Below are 15,769 nucleotides of genomic sequence, written 5' to 3'. Positions count from 1 at the left end.
CTGTCACCCCGGCTACATATGATTGTCATACAAAAAAAGACCCTCGCCATCGCGAGAGCCTTTGTCATCATGAAGTTTTAAGTTGTTTCAATTAAGCCATATTTTCCATCTTTACGTTTATACACAATATTTGTGCCGTTCGATTCAGCATCTGTAAAGACATAGAAATCATGTCCAAGCATATTCATTTGTAGAACTGCCTCTTCTTGATCCATAGGTTTTAAATCAAATTGCTTTGTACGAACAATTGAATATTCTTCTTCCTCTGATACTGCATCAGCGGCTGCTTGAGTAGTAGCAAAATAAAGGCCTGCACCTTCACGCTCGCGGAATTTACGGTTTACTTTTGTTTTATGCTTGCGAATCTGACGCTCTAATTTATCAACAATTAGATCAACAGCAGCATACATATCATTATGACGCTCTTCAGCACGAAGAGTTAGGTTCTTCATTGGAATAGTGACTTCCACTTTCGTTTGTTTGTCATTGTAAACCTTTAAATTGACATTAGCGTTGGCATTAACATCTTCGTTAAAATAGCGTTCAACTTTATCGATTTTGTTCTCAACATACTCTCGAATAGCTGGAGTTACCTCAATATTTTCACCACGAATGTTAAAGTTTAACATGTAAACTCCTCCTTTATAACTGCTATACTATCTATTTCTACACAAGTGTGTGAAATTCCTCTAAAATCATTCTTTTTTTTACAAAAAATTTTTATAAATTTTATAAATTATTATTTTGTTTTTTCGCTTCAGCTGCTTCCTTTTTGCGTCGAAGCTTTAGTTCTTCAACAATCAAATCTTCCACCGGTCCTTGATTATTGAAATAGATGCCGTATTGCTTGCCGTTCCCAAATGGACGACTCCAAATCACTTCTCCATAAGCGCGAACTTCTTGTGTATCAAGCACAAAATGGATATCTAATGGTGGAGGGTTTATACCTAAATCTACTTCCGTAAACATCTTTAACCCACGTGGACTAATATCCAACAAGTCAGCCATAGCCGTTTGTCCATGATTGACCTTTCCATTCTCATAAATAGCAAAAGTTATCTGAATAGGCTCCTCAAATTTAAATCGGAAACCTTCTTGACGCTTAAAAATCATATTCCCACCCCAGTACTCTTTTAAACATGTTTATTGCTTTGATTATGCCATGATGCCCAACTAACAGCCACAGGGAATAAGTAACATATTTTACCGATCAATAGCCTAATTTATGACTATTTATCAATAATTTCTAGATAATTACTCTGTCATAAAGAAAAGAGACCATCTTTTGATGATGGTCTCTAATTGTGTCTAAATTTGTCCGCTGTTTCCCTGACCAAATTGCTGTTGTCGATTAATGCGAATAACTTCCTTCCACGTATTGCGAAATTCCGTCACAAATCCTTCCACTTCCTCAATAATGGCTACATCATTTTGAATGTTGGCTTCAATTAAACGACGATTTAAAAATTCATAAAGAGGTAACAATTGCTTCGACACCTCTATGTCCATATTGAGTGTCGACATCAGTTCACCAATAATGGACTGTGCTTTTTGAAGGTTCGTATTTTTTTCTTGAATATTCTTCTCTTGAATAGCTAGTTTCGCCTTATGCAAGAATTTTAGGCATCCATTATAAAGCATTAATGTTAGCTCGCCAGGAGAAGCTGTAGTCACACTATTTTGTTTATACGCGTTTTGTGCTGTTAAATTTGCTGCCAATAAAGGACAACTCCTTTGAAAGGTTACTTATTTACTAGTTTAAACCATTTTACGAAGAAAAGCTATTTGATCAATTAAGCCTCGGCGTAATTGTGTCTGGATTTTGAATTGTGCAATCACAATTCACTCCTTTTAAAATCCATGACATCCGCCAGGGCTTTATCTTCCATTCAGCAGGCGACTTGCACCACGCTGAATGAAGATAAACTATTAATTCTTTTTGTCATAATACATGCCATCCATTACGCGAACATTCGAGTAAGGATTGAAATATTGCTGTTCACTTTTTTTCGTTTTTTGTAGGTTTGCCATGTCTTGTTTAACTGCATCCATAACAGCTGCTAACCGCTCTTTAATGCCATTATCCAATTCAAACAATGTAAGATGAATACGATTTTCTTGATTAAATTGAAAGTTCTCCTGCTTTAATACTTCCATTATTTGTCCACGTTTATTTAGCAGATCATTAATCTGATTAATGTACTCATCACGCTCTTCTCCTGCTGGAATTTCGCCTAAAATCTTATACAAATTCGCCGACACCTGTAATAATTGCTCGATTGGTTGCATCATAATCTCCTACTTCAACTTATTAATTGCCACCCGCAAATTGCGCAAACATGCTAGATTGCTCGTTTGCTTTATTAATCGCTTTCTCCATCGCAGAAAACTGCTTCCAATACCGAGCTTCGATATTTTCAAGCTTCGTTTTCCAAGTGTCCATTCGTTGATTAATTCCTACTAATTCTTTACCAAGAGCATATTGTTGGTCTGTCATCGTGGCACGACCAGCTTTTTTCTCTATAGATTGACTAAAGTCAGTAATAGCACTACGTAATCTTTGTACAATACCACGAGTATCTGTTCCATCTGATTTTTTCTCGCCCTGTTGTGTTAATGTACTAATTACACGCTCTGGATCATCTGTTAATGCTTTACGTAGCTGATTTTCATCAATTTGTAACTTACCACCATCACTATAATTACTTGTCGTAGTAATCCCCATTGCTGATAATGCATTATAAGCACCATCACCAAAGCCGCCTACATGTCCTCCTATTGCATAACGTATATCATTCATGCCTTGGCGTAATAAAGAATCACTACGCAATAAGCCACTTTTTGCCTTTTCATCCCATAATTTTTGCTCATTTTCACTCATATCTTTACGTTGCTCATCTGTTAAAGGAGTAAAAGAACGATATTTGGTCTCTTTTAATTGATCGTTAATACCACCAATCAGCTCATTATACTTATTTACGAATTCTTTAATTTTATCAACCATATGATCTATATCATGTGTGGATTTTACAGATACAGTATTAGCTGTACTTTCAGTAAATTCTCCTTTTAATGTAATTTCATAGCCTGAAACATTGACTAAATTAGAAGCACTTTCCATGTCTAGCCCATTAATTTTATAAATAGCATTTTGACCTTCTTGACCTATCCTAACACTATTTTCTACAACATTTGTTAAATCAAATGTTGCAACATTATTATCTTTAGTGTGACCTGTTTCTGCAGCACCAAATCCTAATTTCCCCAGTAAAGCTGAAACATTCGCATCATCATTACCGTCACCGTCACCATCTTTTAAAACTTGAATACTGCTTGTACTACCATCACTGGTTTTACCAGAGTTATTAGCCCCAATTGTTAGCTTACCATTCGAGAATAGGGCTGTAACCCCTGCACCAGAACGATTAAGATTATTAATAAATGACTCAATTGTATCTGACTTGCTATAAGAAATTTTTGTTTGCTTTGTTTCACCATTCGACTGAATAACATTAAATGTTAAAGAGCCATCCTCAAGTCCTAATTCTCCTAAAAGTGTGTTGCTTTTAGCACCATTGCCACCGCCGGCTACAAATTGTGCAGTACTTTCACCCTTTTTTGAAAAACCTAGCTTCTCCGCATTTGTTTGGCTAGTCACCTCTACATTATTACCTGCAAAAATTCGACCTGTGGTAGCATTGAATTTTGCATCTTTTAATCCTTCCTCATTCATCCTCTTTACAAAGTCAGAAATTTTGTCTCCTGTTGTAAAAGTAACTTCTTTCTCTGTAACACTCCCTTTATCATCAGTAACTTTAAATTTGATACTACCGCCTTCACTGACGCCAATAGCACTCAACTCATCATCTGCAGTTGCTAGTCTATGCGTTGTATCGCTTACATTCATCACACCTGTTTTTGCATTCGATGCCAATTTTGTAACAGATTGAATCTCTAAATTACCTGCTGCGCCTGCGCCAGCTTTAATAGATACTTTGTCACTACTACCGCCACTAACAGATGCTGTTTTTTTCAAGAAATTGCTTGATAACAAAATATTATCGAACGAGAAATCACTGAATGTTTTCAACTTTGTATTGATAGATCGATAAGCATCTCTTTGCCATTCTGCAATTTGTTTCTTTTGAAAAAGTTTATCCATCGGCATTCTTTCTGCCTTCATTAACTTTGCTACCATAGCATCAATATCCATACCTGATGCTAAACCACCAATTCTATTTACCATATCCTATTCCTCCTAAATTTAGATTTTTTCATCAACAATCATACCAGCTAGTTTTTGCATTTGATAAAATGCATCTAATAATCGTTCAGGTGGTATTTCTTTAATAACTTCATCTGTTTCTGCATTAACTAAGCGAACATAATATTTATGCAATCCCTCATGAAAGACAAATTTAGACGTTTTTCGATCCGTTTGTAAAAATTCATTTATGGAATCTACGGCTTCTTTAAGCTTTTCTTTCATTCCTTCTTGGCTAAGTTCGCCCTTTGAATCTATTAATTCATCTACTGGTTTTAGATTAGCTGTAGTAGATCCTTCTTCTTTTAGTTTATTACTCGCAAAAGCTGCTTTAGCAGAATCAGTAGACACTTGCGAGTTTTGGAAACTTTCTACTGTTTGTTGTGCATTGATGCGCATCTTATTAACCCCCTAACTTAAAAATCTAACTATAGTTATTATCGGCACTAAATCTTTGCCTTACATAGGTAAATTAGGAAATAGTCTTAAATTAGGATTCATAAGGTGTTTATGAAATAGTACTTGTTTTAATACTAGGTTTGTTGCGCTAAAAACTGAAGTAAAAAACCTACCATTCTAAATGAATAGCAGGTTTAAAAAATAGCAGAAATCTCGCTCATTTAGTTTTCAATTTTTTCAAATGTCCACTCTGACGCGCTCATAAACATAGGTGCAATTTCATATTCAAATAAGTCCGCCACCGTAACAGAATCGCCAATTTCTAATGCTTGACTAACTTCTTTTAGCATATCAATCATGTCGTTCAGACAACTATTGATACGATAGTGATTTTCAAGCATGTGTTTTTCCACAGTTACAAGCCACTCTATACCTTCACTTAAATCCGCAATCATTTCAAAAGCTTCTACCTGTTTGCCTGTACGCAAATTATTGGCTATTTGCTGGCAACCTCCTTTAATTTTGACTACATAGTCGTAATATGAATGCTGTGTTTCTTGTAATAATTCGTTTTGCATAGTAAGTCCTCCTAATTATATGTATTAATTTTCAATTAAACGTAATTGAAATAAAGGTAGTCCCTGGCTAAAGTCCACATGAATTTCCGTTTTGGAACTACTAATTTTGTAATAAGTACTTTTTTCATTTGTGTTAATATGACTAGGCTTCATTTTCAATACATAATTAACAAGTTCGATAAAATCAGCATCCAACCCATGATTTGTGGATTTAAAAACAATATCGTCGAATTTTTTTCTATCGATTATTTCAAACTTAACGTGCTGTAGTTTACTTAAACTTATTTGTTTATCATTAACGCCAATTAAATTATCAGTTGTACCTACACAAGAATAAATATAAGCCCATTTTTAAAATTTTTATATAATTGATGGAGAGAAAGCGCTAATTAATCTTTAATTATATCTTTCACCAAGTAACCAAATTCAACACATAATGTTGCGTGATGATTTTGTAAATACAAAAATCGATTAGTGTATAAATAAGCGGGCGAAACCCAAGCCGCTGTATCAATAATCTGAGAAAATAGATGTGAAGCTAACCAATTACAAAGATGTAATAAATATGCGCCTTGAGATTGCCCAAAGCCGATTATTCGTTTTTCATTATAATCTTAGTTGATTTTCCTCTAAAATAATTTTTATAGCTTCAATTGCAGTAATAATATCGATTGCTTGCATATATGCCATATCAGCAAATTCATTTATTGTTTCATTTTGTTTCGCTATAACTGAACCTGCACTGGCTTTTTAGATAATATTGGGAGGAATTTATCAAAATTTCGTTCAATTTCATTTAACTCTTCATGTGTAAATATACCAGATATGGATAACTTATTCTCCTTTAGGTTTATCCTTTCTGGTCCTTGCATAAACTTGCTTCCAAAATAATCACATTGTACAAATCAGCAAAATGATTACGCATTTTTATATATTTGAATCAATATGACCCCCAAAACCTGGAACAAAAATAAAAATACCTGTCTCAGTATTCGTACCTTTTTCAGAAATAGCAAAATCAATTCTTAATTCTCTCTCAGAGTATTGATTATATATATATTATGGTGAGCTGGAATTGTTAGAGACTCTATATGTGCCATTAGTCCCAACCTTTCTTATTATTATAAATAATAAGAAATCACATAAAAATAATGATGATATAAAAGAAAATTTTCTCTAAATAAAAATTTAAGATTTCACTTAATTAAGGACTTAAAATATTACCTATTTTCGTAAAATAGCTTAAATAATTCAACTAGATATATTTGGACATCAGTAAATATTCACAAATTTCAAAATCGAATATTGTATCAATATCGTAAGATCGTTCTTGAGGCATAATATAACCTATTGTTTCTTTAGACATGAAATTACGTGTTTGTTGCAACCAAGGAATTTCAGCAATATACAAAGCTCCATTCAATGAATATGTCTTTGGAAGTGCCTGCCTTCTTGGTATTAGTGAAAATTCTGGCAAAATAGGCTTCAATAATTCGCTTGCTTCTTCAAGTCTATACATCCAATAAGGGGTTTTTGTTGGTTCACAAACACTTACACATGATTTAGAATTTTTTTTAAATGTCCACTCTATAAAACTATCAATATCCTCTACAATACGTAATGGAGATGTGGGTTGCAGCATCATTACATAATCATAACCTTCACATTCACCGACTGCATGTAAAATTGGCTCAATTCCATGAGTATCATCTTGTGCCAGTTCTTTGGGACGTTTAAATGGGACATCATAACCAATAGATTTAGCAATTTCTATAATTTCATTATCCTCAGATGAAAGTACAATTCTGTCTATATATTTTGATCTTCTTGCTTCTATTAATGTCCATTCAATTAATGGTTTCCCTGCTAATAATTTTATATTTTTTCGTGGAACACCTTTAGATCCTCCTCTTGCTGGAACTATCGCTAGTATTTTCTTTTCATTAAACATTCTTTTCACCTAATATCTCTATATTTGCTCTTTTATAATCTTCTATTTGTCCAATATCAATCCAGTAATCATTAATTGTGCAAACATTGATTTTTTGTTTTCGATTTAATAATTTTATTAGTAAATCAGGCATATCAAAAAGAGTATTTTTTGGAATATCCTGTATTATTTCTGGATTTAATATATAAATACCTGCATTCATTAAATATTTGTGAATAGGTTTCTCTTGAATATCAACTAAATGATTATTTTCAGTAATTACTACACCGTAAGGTATTTGATAATCATATTCTCTAACACAAACCGTAGCACAAGCTTTTGACGAAATGTGATTCTCAATAAGATTATTAAAATTCACGTTTGTTAATATATCGCCGTTCATAATAATAACAGGTGAACTAAACTTATCTTGAATCAGAGATAATGCTCCCGCAGTACCTAACCTCTGATTTTCTTCAATATAGTCTATATTTACATCAAAAGATTTACCATCTTGTAAATAATTTTGTATTACTTCTTTTTTATAATTTACTGCCAGTATAAAATCCTGAAATCCTTGTTCCTTAAAACGACGTATAATAGTTTCAATAATAGGTGCTTTACCAACCTTTAGCATAGGTTTTGGTATTTCATTTGTTAATGGTCTTAATCTAGTTCCTAGTCCACCTACCATTAGAATTACTTTTGAATTAGATATCCCTATTGTCTCCCAATCTTCTAAAAAAAACACATCCACCACTCTATTATTCTCGTCTACTATAGGCAGTTGTTTACGCTGTACTTTTTTTAAAGTATTAATATAATGTTGCTTATCAAAACCCCTTCTTTCTACAATAGGGTTTTGGTTCATAATTAATGAATTTGGAGAACTTAAAGAAATATCGTTTAAAATCGCTCGACGAATGTCACCATCCGTTAATGTTCCCAATAGTTTATTTTCTTCATTTACTACTACTAAAAATTGCTTAGAAGTATCATTTAACAGTTGCATTGCCTCTTTGATTGATTGCATAGGAGCTATTTTAATCAAACTAATATCTTTCAAGTCATCCACCTCAATTATTTAGCAGGTACTCCCTTTACAATGGTATGAGCAGGTACATCTTTAACCACTACAGCACCAGCTCCAACAGTTGCATATTCACCTACTATAAGTTTTTCTTTAAGATTTTTTCCTTGTAAAATTGTAGAGCCTGTCCCAATATAACTTCCCTTCTTCAAATGTACATTTCCTGATATGTTCGCACCTGGAGAAATAGTCACAAAATCTTCTATAAGACAATCATGGCCAATTGTAGTATTCAAGTTAAACAAACCAAAATCTCCAATTACCACATTATTAGTTACACGAGTTCCGGCACAAAATATATTACCAATGGAATTATCGACAGTTTCTTTTTGTTTATTTCCAAAAGTGACTGAAGGGTGGATTAAATTTATATAATTTAGATTAGGAAACTTATTATATAATTTCTCCCTAGTTTCCCCTTCTCCAATGCCAATAATAAAGTCTATATTTTTTTGTTTTGATAGAATTCTGTCTTCAGAAATAATTTGATAACCACTAATTCCCTCAATTGCATTTTCTAATCCAATAAAAAATAATTCCTGATACCCTATTTCAATGGCTATATCAACTACTTCTCTGGCTAAACCAGACGTTCCGAATATTCCTAATTTACGCAAAAAATCACCCTATTCTAAAAATCATTCAAATCTATTACAGTATCATATTTGACAGTCTTTTTCACTTTTTTTCCGATAATAAAATCAATGTATTTTGGTGGAATTCCTGTACCTGGTCGTTTAAAATCTAAGTCTGTTAATTCAATTACTTTTCCCTCAGGAATCTCCTTTGCAGCTACTATACTTCTTCGAAATGCTGGAATCTTCTCTTCATCAAACTTAGTTAACTTTCTTCGATAACTTCCTAATGCTTCAACTATGCGTTTACTACCTTGTACAATTTGAACTAAATCATTATAGTTAGCGGATACCTTATGATCCCATCCAAACATATCTTTATCTAAAGTAAAATGCTTTTCAATAACAGCTGCACCCAATGAAACTGAAGCTAAAGGAATTTCAACACCTATTGTATGGTCGGAAAAACCTACACTATATGGTTTAAAATAATCTTGTAACATAGTAATATTTCTCAAATTAACGTGTTCATCTAGAGGAGGATAATTTGATACACAATGCAACAAGATTATTTCAGAATGAAACTTTTCGATTGTACGAATTGCCTCATCTATTTCTGACATCTCAGATAAACCAGTCGCTAAAATTAAGGGCACTTGCTTTGAAGCCAAATATTTTAAAAAAGGTATATTATTCAAGTCCATTGATGCAATTTTCAAGAATGGTAATTTTAGCTCATCTATTAAAAAATCTACTTCTTCATTAGAAAAAGGCGTACATCCAAAATCAATACCCTTTTCATCGCAGTATTTCTTTAATTCAATAAATTCCTCCTTACCTAAACTAAATTCTTCTACTATCTCTTCTAAAGTATAATCATCTCTTTCTCTGTAATCATCTGCTAAAAAATAGTTTTCTTCATAAACTTGTTTTGCAAAAATAGAGCTCTTTGTCCAAGACTGAAACTTTGCGCAATCAGCACCCGCAGCTACAGCTTGATCTATTAACTGTTTGGCTAAACTTAAGTCTCCATTATGATTCGCTCCAATTTCAGCAATAATATATGGTTTGTTAAAATTTTTTATATGATCAAATACAAAGTTCATTTTTCATTTCCTCACTATTTTTTATTTGAGCCCACCACGGATAATGTACTCTTTTCTTCAAAGAATAAACGCTTATAAACCGTTTCTTTATATCTTCATTCGATTCTATCAATTTCCTTATTCTAGAAAGTTCCCTTATTTCATTTTCGTACCAATTATCTAATTCTATCAATTGTAAATATGTAGAGATTTTAATGTGGATTGAAAAAAGTAAATTTTCTAAGGAATTCCCATCATATAAAGCTAGATTATCTTCATGAAAAACATAGTTTGTATATGTTCTGTTTTCAAAAAATGCTATATGCTCTTTTAATATTTTTGACATAACAACCCAATCAACGACCTTTACTGAACTATCACATTTTAAATTAGATAGCTTATCTATTATGGTTTTACTTATAGACAAGTGAGAAAATCCAATTAAATTTTGTTCCTTAATCATCTCCAAAGAAACATATAATTTTGAACCAAGATATGGGCTAATCATATTTTTTTGAATTATTTTCAAATCTTTATCACATAAATGTAACTCATTGAAAACAATATCGTGTACTTTCAGTGCTTCTTTTATAACCTCTACCCTGTTCTCTGCAAATGTGTCGTCTATATCCCCAAAAATGAAATTATTAAAAGGTTGTTTAGACAAGTATTTAAAAGCATTCATTCTATTATCTGCTAATGAATTACAATTATTATCTATTATCTCCATTTCATATTGACAGTCTTTTAAGAAGTGACCTATTTCAGCTTCATTACATGCATCATTAAAAATTAATAACTTGAAATTTTTATCTGACTGGTTGTTTAAATTACTTAAAAATACTTCAAAAAATTTTAGTGCTTCAGGATATATGAAAGTCACAAACACTGTATCCATTATTTCACCCCAACTGGTGTACTGGTAATATTAATAATACTTTGTTCTAAGCGCTCCGTTACTGTCAAATCCATCTTCGGACATTCTGTAAACATTTCAAGTTCATGCATCGGTTTCCAAATAGGACGACTCATAACACCATTTTCATTTAGAAAATCTAAAAGTTCATCACGTTTATATCGTTCATCAAGCATAATCGTCTGTAACCAGTAGTTACTTTGTGCATAAGCAGGTTCTTTGAGTAACTCCACGCCTTCAATATTCATAATTACTTTTTGATAAAATTTCGCTAAATCACGCTTTTGCTCAATAAATTTCGGTAATTTTTCAAGTTGAGCGCATCCTAACGCTGCATTAATATTAGGCATACGATAATTAAAGCCAATTTCATCATGTACAAATTCCCAACGATGTGGAACCTTTGCTGTCGTTGTTAAATGCTTCGCATAATCAGCAAGTTTCTCATCATCAGTTAAGATGGCACCACCACCACCCGTAGTAATGATTTTATTCCCATTAAAGCTCATTGCACTTACTTTACCAAACGTTCCTGTATGTTTACCTTTATAATAACTACCTAACGACTCTGCTGCATCCTCCACGAGTACAAGCTTAAATTTATCACATATTGCAACAAGCTCATCCATCATACAAGGATGGCCGAATGTGTGCATTGGCACTAATGCTTTTATACGACGTTTTGTTTGCTTATTGTATAAATCGCCTTGGTGTAGTTCAGCAATTTCCCTAAGATAACTCTCCAATTTAATCGTATTTATTCCCAATGTTTTCTCATCGACTTCCACAAAATGAGGAATAGCTTGTAAATAACTTACTGCATTCGCTGTCGCAATAAAAGTTAACGATGGTATTAATACTTCGTCATTTGCCTCAACACCTACTATTTTTAAAGCTATGTGCAGCGCTGCTGTGCCGTTGACAACAGCAACAGCACGCTTAACACCCACAAAATCTGCTAAGCCTTCTTCAAAACGTGTAACATATGAGCCTACTGAGGATACCCATCCTGTGTTTATACAGTCTGTCACATAATTCACTTCATGACCATTAAATGTAGGCTCATGTAAAGCGACAAAATCCTTTTTATATAATCGTTTGATGTTTTCCGTAAATTCCATCCATTGTCTATTCATATATTATAAACATCTGCCTTATATTGAGATAAATTTTTAGGATTTGTAAACCATTGGATTGTCTCTTCTAAACCTTTGCGGAAACCTTCTGTCCCACTGAATTTGGGCTCCCAACCTAGAAGATCTTTAGCCTTCTTATTTTCTGCCCAAAGACGCTCCACCTCACTTTTTTCTGGACGAAGTCGTTGTTCATCTGTTTCAACTTTTAAATCAACACCCATAATATCTGCAATCATTTCTGCTGTTTCACCAATTGATACTTCATAATTGGAACCGATATTAATCACTTCACCGATTGATTTTTCTGAATTCATAACGGAAATAAAGCCCTGTACAGTATCCTTTATATAATTAAAATCACGCGTTGGACTAATAGCACCTAACTTAATAGTTTTTTGACCGCTTGCCAATTGACTAATAATCGTTGGAATAACAGCACGTGCCGATTGACGTGGTCCATAAGTGTTGAATGGGCGAATAATAGATACAGGTGTATCAAAAGATCGATAGAACGATAAAGCCATTTGGTCAGCCCCTATTTTTGAAGCTGAGTAAGGAGATTGCCCCTGCAGTGGATGCTCCTCATCAATTGGTACATACAAAGCAGTACCATATACTTCACTTGTAGATGTATGAACGACTTTTTCTACACCTAATTCTTTCGCAGCCTGCACGACATTTAATGACCCAATAATATTTGTATCTACATATGTCGCTGGTGAATGATATGAATATGGTATTGCGATCAATGCAGCTAAATTTAAAACATGTGTACAACCCTTCATTGCTTCTTTTACACCGTAAGGATCACGAATATCACCAGCAAAGACATCTATCTGTGATTTAATTTTTCTTTGAGACTGATCGAGCCATCCCCAGGAATTAAAGGAATTATAATACACAAATGCTCGGACATTATAGCCTTGTTTTACTAGTTGCTCTGTTAAGTGGGAACCGATAAAACCATCTGCACCTGTCACTAAAATTTTCATACTGCATCTCCTTAAAATAATACTAGTTTAGGTCTATATCCTGTCATTTTCAACGGTTCAGATATAGGGCTTGTACAAATATAATCAAATCCATTATCTAATTGAAGCGAACCATCCTCACCTATATAACTACCTCTCAAAATGCCTTGTTCATTTTGATTACAATCTATATCTTCAACCCAGCTAGCTGTAAATGAATCTGCATGCCAATGTAAATTATCACACTTTACATATGGTTGCTCCACTAAGTAACGATCCCATTCACTATTTTCAGTAGATATAGAACTTGACAATAATGTAATAATGCCTGTTTTCCCATCCATAGTTAGTTTTTTATCCTTTATTACGTTTTTACTGATTCGATTTTGTAATACTCGATCTGCTATTAATATCTTCCTTCCATCCCTTTCATCCACCATAATAAAGTAAAAGTCACCATTTGGATTAACTGTTGCTTGAGTAGGTAAATATGCTGTTGTCGCTTCGCCTAAGTTTCCAAAATCACCGTGTAAGTTATAGTTTGCTTGATAATGGCAACGAATACGTTTTCCAATTGTTAAGTCCTCTATTTTTTCCACTTCATCAATATGATAGACTCTTTCTGCCTTATTAATGCAAATTCCAAGTAAGTTAAACTGCACTTTATCAGATAAAATTTCCACAGTCACTTCATGTAATCCCTCCGAAAGTGCTGAAGTTTCAAAGATTACTTGATGATGGAACGTAGAGAACTTTTCATCAATATGTTCATAGATAGTAACAATTTGCTCTTGTTGATCTATTCTAATTTTTAGTTTTAAAGCTGAATTGATAGCGTTTGTACCAATCAATTGAAAAGCTGTTCCTGTAAATTTAAAGAGGAATATTGCCCCTTTCTTCATTGTTTCTGCACTCGCCCCATAACTGTCAATTTCTCCATTGTCTTCTTTTCGTAAGAACCATTTCTTTTGCCACTGTCGCTGGTAATTTATTACACCACATGTTGCTTCATAGTATTGCCATTGCTCATTTGACTTTAAATATGGAATCAGTTGTAGCTGTATAATCGGATTAATTTTTCGATATATATCTAAAGTTAATAGCATATAGTTACGATAAATATTTGTAACTTTTTGTAACTTTTCATTATTATCTTTCATACGTTGACATAATTTAATATCCGAATAAAATCGATTTGAATGGACACTAATAATTGGGTCTATCATTAGTTGGAATAATTGATTACTTGTTAATTTGCCAAGTAATTTATACATTTTATCTAGCATTTGATTGATTTTTTTCCCAACTAAACCATTCCCCTGCTTTTCCAGTCTTTCTAATAATATAAATATATCATTATACAATGTTCTATAATCAAAGGAAGCTTTCTGTAATTGTTTAATTTTCTTATTTTCTATAATTGTAGAAACTACACTTAATGCATCCCACCAATTTTCATTTACAATCTTAAGTGTTAAATCATTTTGTATAGTTTCTTCTAAAGATTGAAAAACAGTTCCTGAAATTTTTGCCCCCCCCTGTGTTGTATTAATTATTTTTATTTGTGGCATACGCTCAATATACCATTCCATCTCCTGGCGCATTTGATTATATCCATGTATAGTCTGTACAAATCCCCCTTTTACATCCTCAACTAAAATTGTTTGATCCAATTCAATTTTCTTTAAGACACTAGTAATATACTCCGGACTGTCATAACGATCAATTCCTTTAGCATAATATTCATCTTTTTTATAAGCAAAATTTTGCCCTACTAATATCACCATACCTACATTTAATTGTCCTAGTAGTTGTAATGTAACATTGGAAATCGTACTAGAATCGTTGACCATCTTAAATCCTCTATTCTGCAAATACGGTGTAAATTTATCTCGATTCATCACCATATGAACTTTAGGGCCTGAAAATAAAGGCAGTGTTTCATGTCCCACAGTGGTCCCGAAGATTACTGGAATATTAGTGATATGTTGTTTAGCTAGCTCAATAAATACTTGATAGTTAATAATCGATGGATCGTAAGAAAGTACTGCATCTGGTAAAATATTATTTTTGATTAATACTTCATTAGCTGAGCCAACAGCAAAAATAAAAGCCAAACCTTTCTTCTTAATAATTCGTAATTGTTCCAACTCTTCCGTTAATGATGGTCCAGCCGCGACCAAAACAACTGGCTTACCTTCGAATAGTTTACTTTCTTGTATACATGGTGTAGTAAATATCCAAGGTGTATTCATTATCATATTAATAATCCAACGATCATTATACACAAGATTTGCCCATGTATTGGAACGTATATCTTTAATAAATTGCTGGAATGTTACTGAAAATTCTCGGAAAGAATCTCGTGCAATTTTCTCATAAACAGGAAGAATAATTATAGCTATTTTCTGTGCTAAATACGGTTTAAAATGTGTTAAATTATTTAAAATCTCTTCCTTGGATTCACCCACATACTGATTCAATATATCAGAAACATTCACGCCTATTTGTTTGGAGTATTCTTTGAATTTATTATAGACACCATTTATTGGCTCATAGGTAGAAATGATTTTTTCAGGATAACGTTGTTGGGTAGTCCTTATATGATAGCCTAAACCAACACCATAGAAAAAAATATGATCTGCTTGTTCAATTTGCTCTGTATAAGAATCAATTAATCTTTCTGCTTCAGTGACAGGATTGTATTTACTATGTATAGGAAGCATATTTCCAACATGTTCTATTTGAATAATTGGGAGTTGTACTTTGCTAATTAAAATTTCAATTGATTTATCTTTCATATAGAAAACTCCTTTATTACACTC

Annotated in this window: 15 protein-coding genes; all 15 read right to left on the bottom strand. The window is 32.9% G+C overall.

Annotated features, from left to right (window positions below; all coding sequences use genetic code 11):
• Positions 1 to 77 precede the first annotated feature (77 nt).
• Positions 78 to 629 carry a ribosome-associated translation inhibitor RaiA gene (gene raiA, locus MHB65_RS03325; protein ID WP_004227537.1) on the bottom strand — a complete coding sequence of 184 codons (552 nt, stop codon included), beginning with the start codon at positions 627 to 629 and terminating at the stop codon, positions 78 to 80.
• A 100-nt stretch (positions 630 to 729) separates the two neighbouring features.
• Entirely contained in the window at positions 730 to 1,113 is a 384-nt protein-coding gene (locus MHB65_RS03320) for a PilZ domain-containing protein (RefSeq protein ID WP_205441292.1), read from the bottom strand.
• Positions 1,114 to 1,308: 195 nt separating this feature from the next.
• A complete protein-coding gene (gene fliS / locus MHB65_RS03315) occupies positions 1,309 to 1,719 on the bottom strand; it encodes a flagellar export chaperone FliS (protein WP_342442483.1) in 411 nt (136 codons plus the stop codon).
• A 210-nt stretch (positions 1,720 to 1,929) separates the two neighbouring features.
• Entirely contained in the window at positions 1,930 to 2,289 is a 360-nt protein-coding gene (locus MHB65_RS03310; protein ID WP_342443693.1) for a flagellar protein FliT, read from the bottom strand.
• Positions 2,290 to 2,311: 22 nt separating this feature from the next.
• Positions 2,312 to 4,246, bottom strand: a complete 1,935-nt coding sequence (gene fliD, locus MHB65_RS03305; protein ID WP_342442482.1) for a flagellar filament capping protein FliD — start codon at positions 4,244 to 4,246, stop codon at positions 2,312 to 2,314.
• An 18-nt stretch (positions 4,247 to 4,264) separates the two neighbouring features.
• Positions 4,265 to 4,663 carry a flagellar protein FlaG gene (locus tag MHB65_RS03300; protein WP_342442481.1) on the bottom strand — a complete coding sequence of 133 codons (399 nt, stop codon included), beginning with the start codon at positions 4,661 to 4,663 and terminating at the stop codon, positions 4,265 to 4,267.
• A gap of 221 nt (positions 4,664 to 4,884) precedes the next feature.
• Positions 4,885 to 5,241 carry a hypothetical protein gene (locus MHB65_RS03295; RefSeq protein WP_342442480.1) on the bottom strand — a complete coding sequence of 119 codons (357 nt, stop codon included), beginning with the start codon at positions 5,239 to 5,241 and terminating at the stop codon, positions 4,885 to 4,887.
• A gap of 1,255 nt (positions 5,242 to 6,496) precedes the next feature.
• Complete coding sequence (locus tag MHB65_RS03290; protein WP_342442479.1) at positions 6,497 to 7,192, bottom strand: acylneuraminate cytidylyltransferase family protein; 696 nt, start codon at positions 7,190 to 7,192, stop codon at positions 6,497 to 6,499.
• A complete protein-coding gene (locus MHB65_RS03285; RefSeq protein WP_342442478.1) occupies positions 7,185 to 8,237 on the bottom strand; it encodes a nucleotidyltransferase family protein in 1,053 nt (350 codons plus the stop codon). Before MHB65_RS03285 ends, MHB65_RS03290 begins: the two co-directional genes overlap by 8 nt.
• Positions 8,238 to 8,251: 14 nt before the next feature.
• Positions 8,252 to 8,878 (bottom strand): NeuD/PglB/VioB family sugar acetyltransferase, encoded by a 627-nt coding sequence (locus MHB65_RS03280; RefSeq protein ID WP_342442477.1) that lies wholly within the window; start codon positions 8,876 to 8,878, stop codon positions 8,252 to 8,254.
• Positions 8,879 to 8,892: 14 nt separating this feature from the next.
• Positions 8,893 to 9,942 (bottom strand): N-acetylneuraminate synthase family protein, encoded by a 1,050-nt coding sequence (locus tag MHB65_RS03275; RefSeq protein ID WP_342442476.1) that lies wholly within the window; start codon positions 9,940 to 9,942, stop codon positions 8,893 to 8,895.
• Positions 9,926 to 10,819: a hypothetical protein gene (locus tag MHB65_RS03270; RefSeq protein WP_342442475.1), complete on the bottom strand. Its 894-nt coding sequence runs from the start codon at positions 10,817 to 10,819 to the stop codon at positions 9,926 to 9,928. Before MHB65_RS03270 ends, MHB65_RS03275 begins: the two co-directional genes overlap by 17 nt.
• Positions 10,819 to 11,973, bottom strand: coding sequence for a LegC family aminotransferase (locus tag MHB65_RS03265; RefSeq protein ID WP_342442474.1), 1,155 nt, complete (start codon positions 11,971 to 11,973; stop codon positions 10,819 to 10,821). The genes MHB65_RS03270 and MHB65_RS03265 overlap by 1 nt, the downstream gene beginning before the upstream one ends.
• Positions 11,970 to 12,965, bottom strand: coding sequence for an NAD-dependent 4,6-dehydratase LegB (locus tag MHB65_RS03260; RefSeq protein WP_342442473.1), 996 nt, complete (start codon positions 12,963 to 12,965; stop codon positions 11,970 to 11,972). The genes MHB65_RS03265 and MHB65_RS03260 overlap by 4 nt, the downstream gene beginning before the upstream one ends.
• 11 nt (positions 12,966 to 12,976) lie before the next feature.
• Positions 12,977 to 15,745, bottom strand: a complete 2,769-nt coding sequence (locus MHB65_RS03255) for a 6-hydroxymethylpterin diphosphokinase MptE-like protein (RefSeq protein ID WP_342442472.1) — start codon at positions 15,743 to 15,745, stop codon at positions 12,977 to 12,979.
• Positions 15,746 to 15,769: the final 24 nt, after the last annotated feature.

It is taken from the genome of Lysinibacillus sp. FSL K6-0075, from assembly GCF_038592945.1.
Taxonomy (GTDB): Bacteria; Bacillota; Bacilli; order Bacillales_A; family Planococcaceae; genus Lysinibacillus; species Lysinibacillus fusiformis_F.
Note: the sequence above shows the minus strand (reverse complement) of the source record. Positions and strands in the feature narration are given on the sequence as shown.

Coding starts and splice junctions, on each gene's coding strand:
- MHB65_RS03300 (WP_342442481.1), bottom strand. CDS start 4,663: ATGCGCATCAATGCACAACAAACAGTAGAAAGTTTCCAAAACTCGCAA.
- MHB65_RS03275 (WP_342442476.1), bottom strand. CDS start 9,942: ATGAACTTTGTATTTGATCATATAAAAAATTTTAACAAACCATATATT.
- MHB65_RS03265 (WP_342442474.1), bottom strand. CDS start 11,973: ATGAATAGACAATGGATGGAATTTACGGAAAACATCAAACGATTATAT.
- MHB65_RS03290 (WP_342442479.1), bottom strand. CDS start 7,192: ATGTTTAATGAAAAGAAAATACTAGCGATAGTTCCAGCAAGAGGAGGA.
- MHB65_RS03320 (WP_205441292.1), bottom strand. CDS start 1,113: ATGATTTTTAAGCGTCAAGAAGGTTTCCGATTTAAATTTGAGGAGCCT.
- MHB65_RS03310 (WP_342443693.1), bottom strand. CDS start 2,289: ATGCAACCAATCGAGCAATTATTACAGGTGTCGGCGAATTTGTATAAG.
- MHB65_RS03270 (WP_342442475.1), bottom strand. CDS start 10,819: ATGGATACAGTGTTTGTGACTTTCATATATCCTGAAGCACTAAAATTT.
- raiA (WP_004227537.1), bottom strand. CDS start 629: ATGTTAAACTTTAACATTCGTGGTGAAAATATTGAGGTAACTCCAGCT.
- fliD (WP_342442482.1), bottom strand. CDS start 4,246: ATGGTAAATAGAATTGGTGGTTTAGCATCAGGTATGGATATTGATGCT.
- MHB65_RS03295 (WP_342442480.1), bottom strand. CDS start 5,241: ATGCAAAACGAATTATTACAAGAAACACAGCATTCATATTACGACTAT.
- MHB65_RS03260 (WP_342442473.1), bottom strand. CDS start 12,965: ATGAAAATTTTAGTGACAGGTGCAGATGGTTTTATCGGTTCCCACTTA.
- MHB65_RS03255 (WP_342442472.1), bottom strand. CDS start 15,745: ATGAAAGATAAATCAATTGAAATTTTAATTAGCAAAGTACAACTCCCA.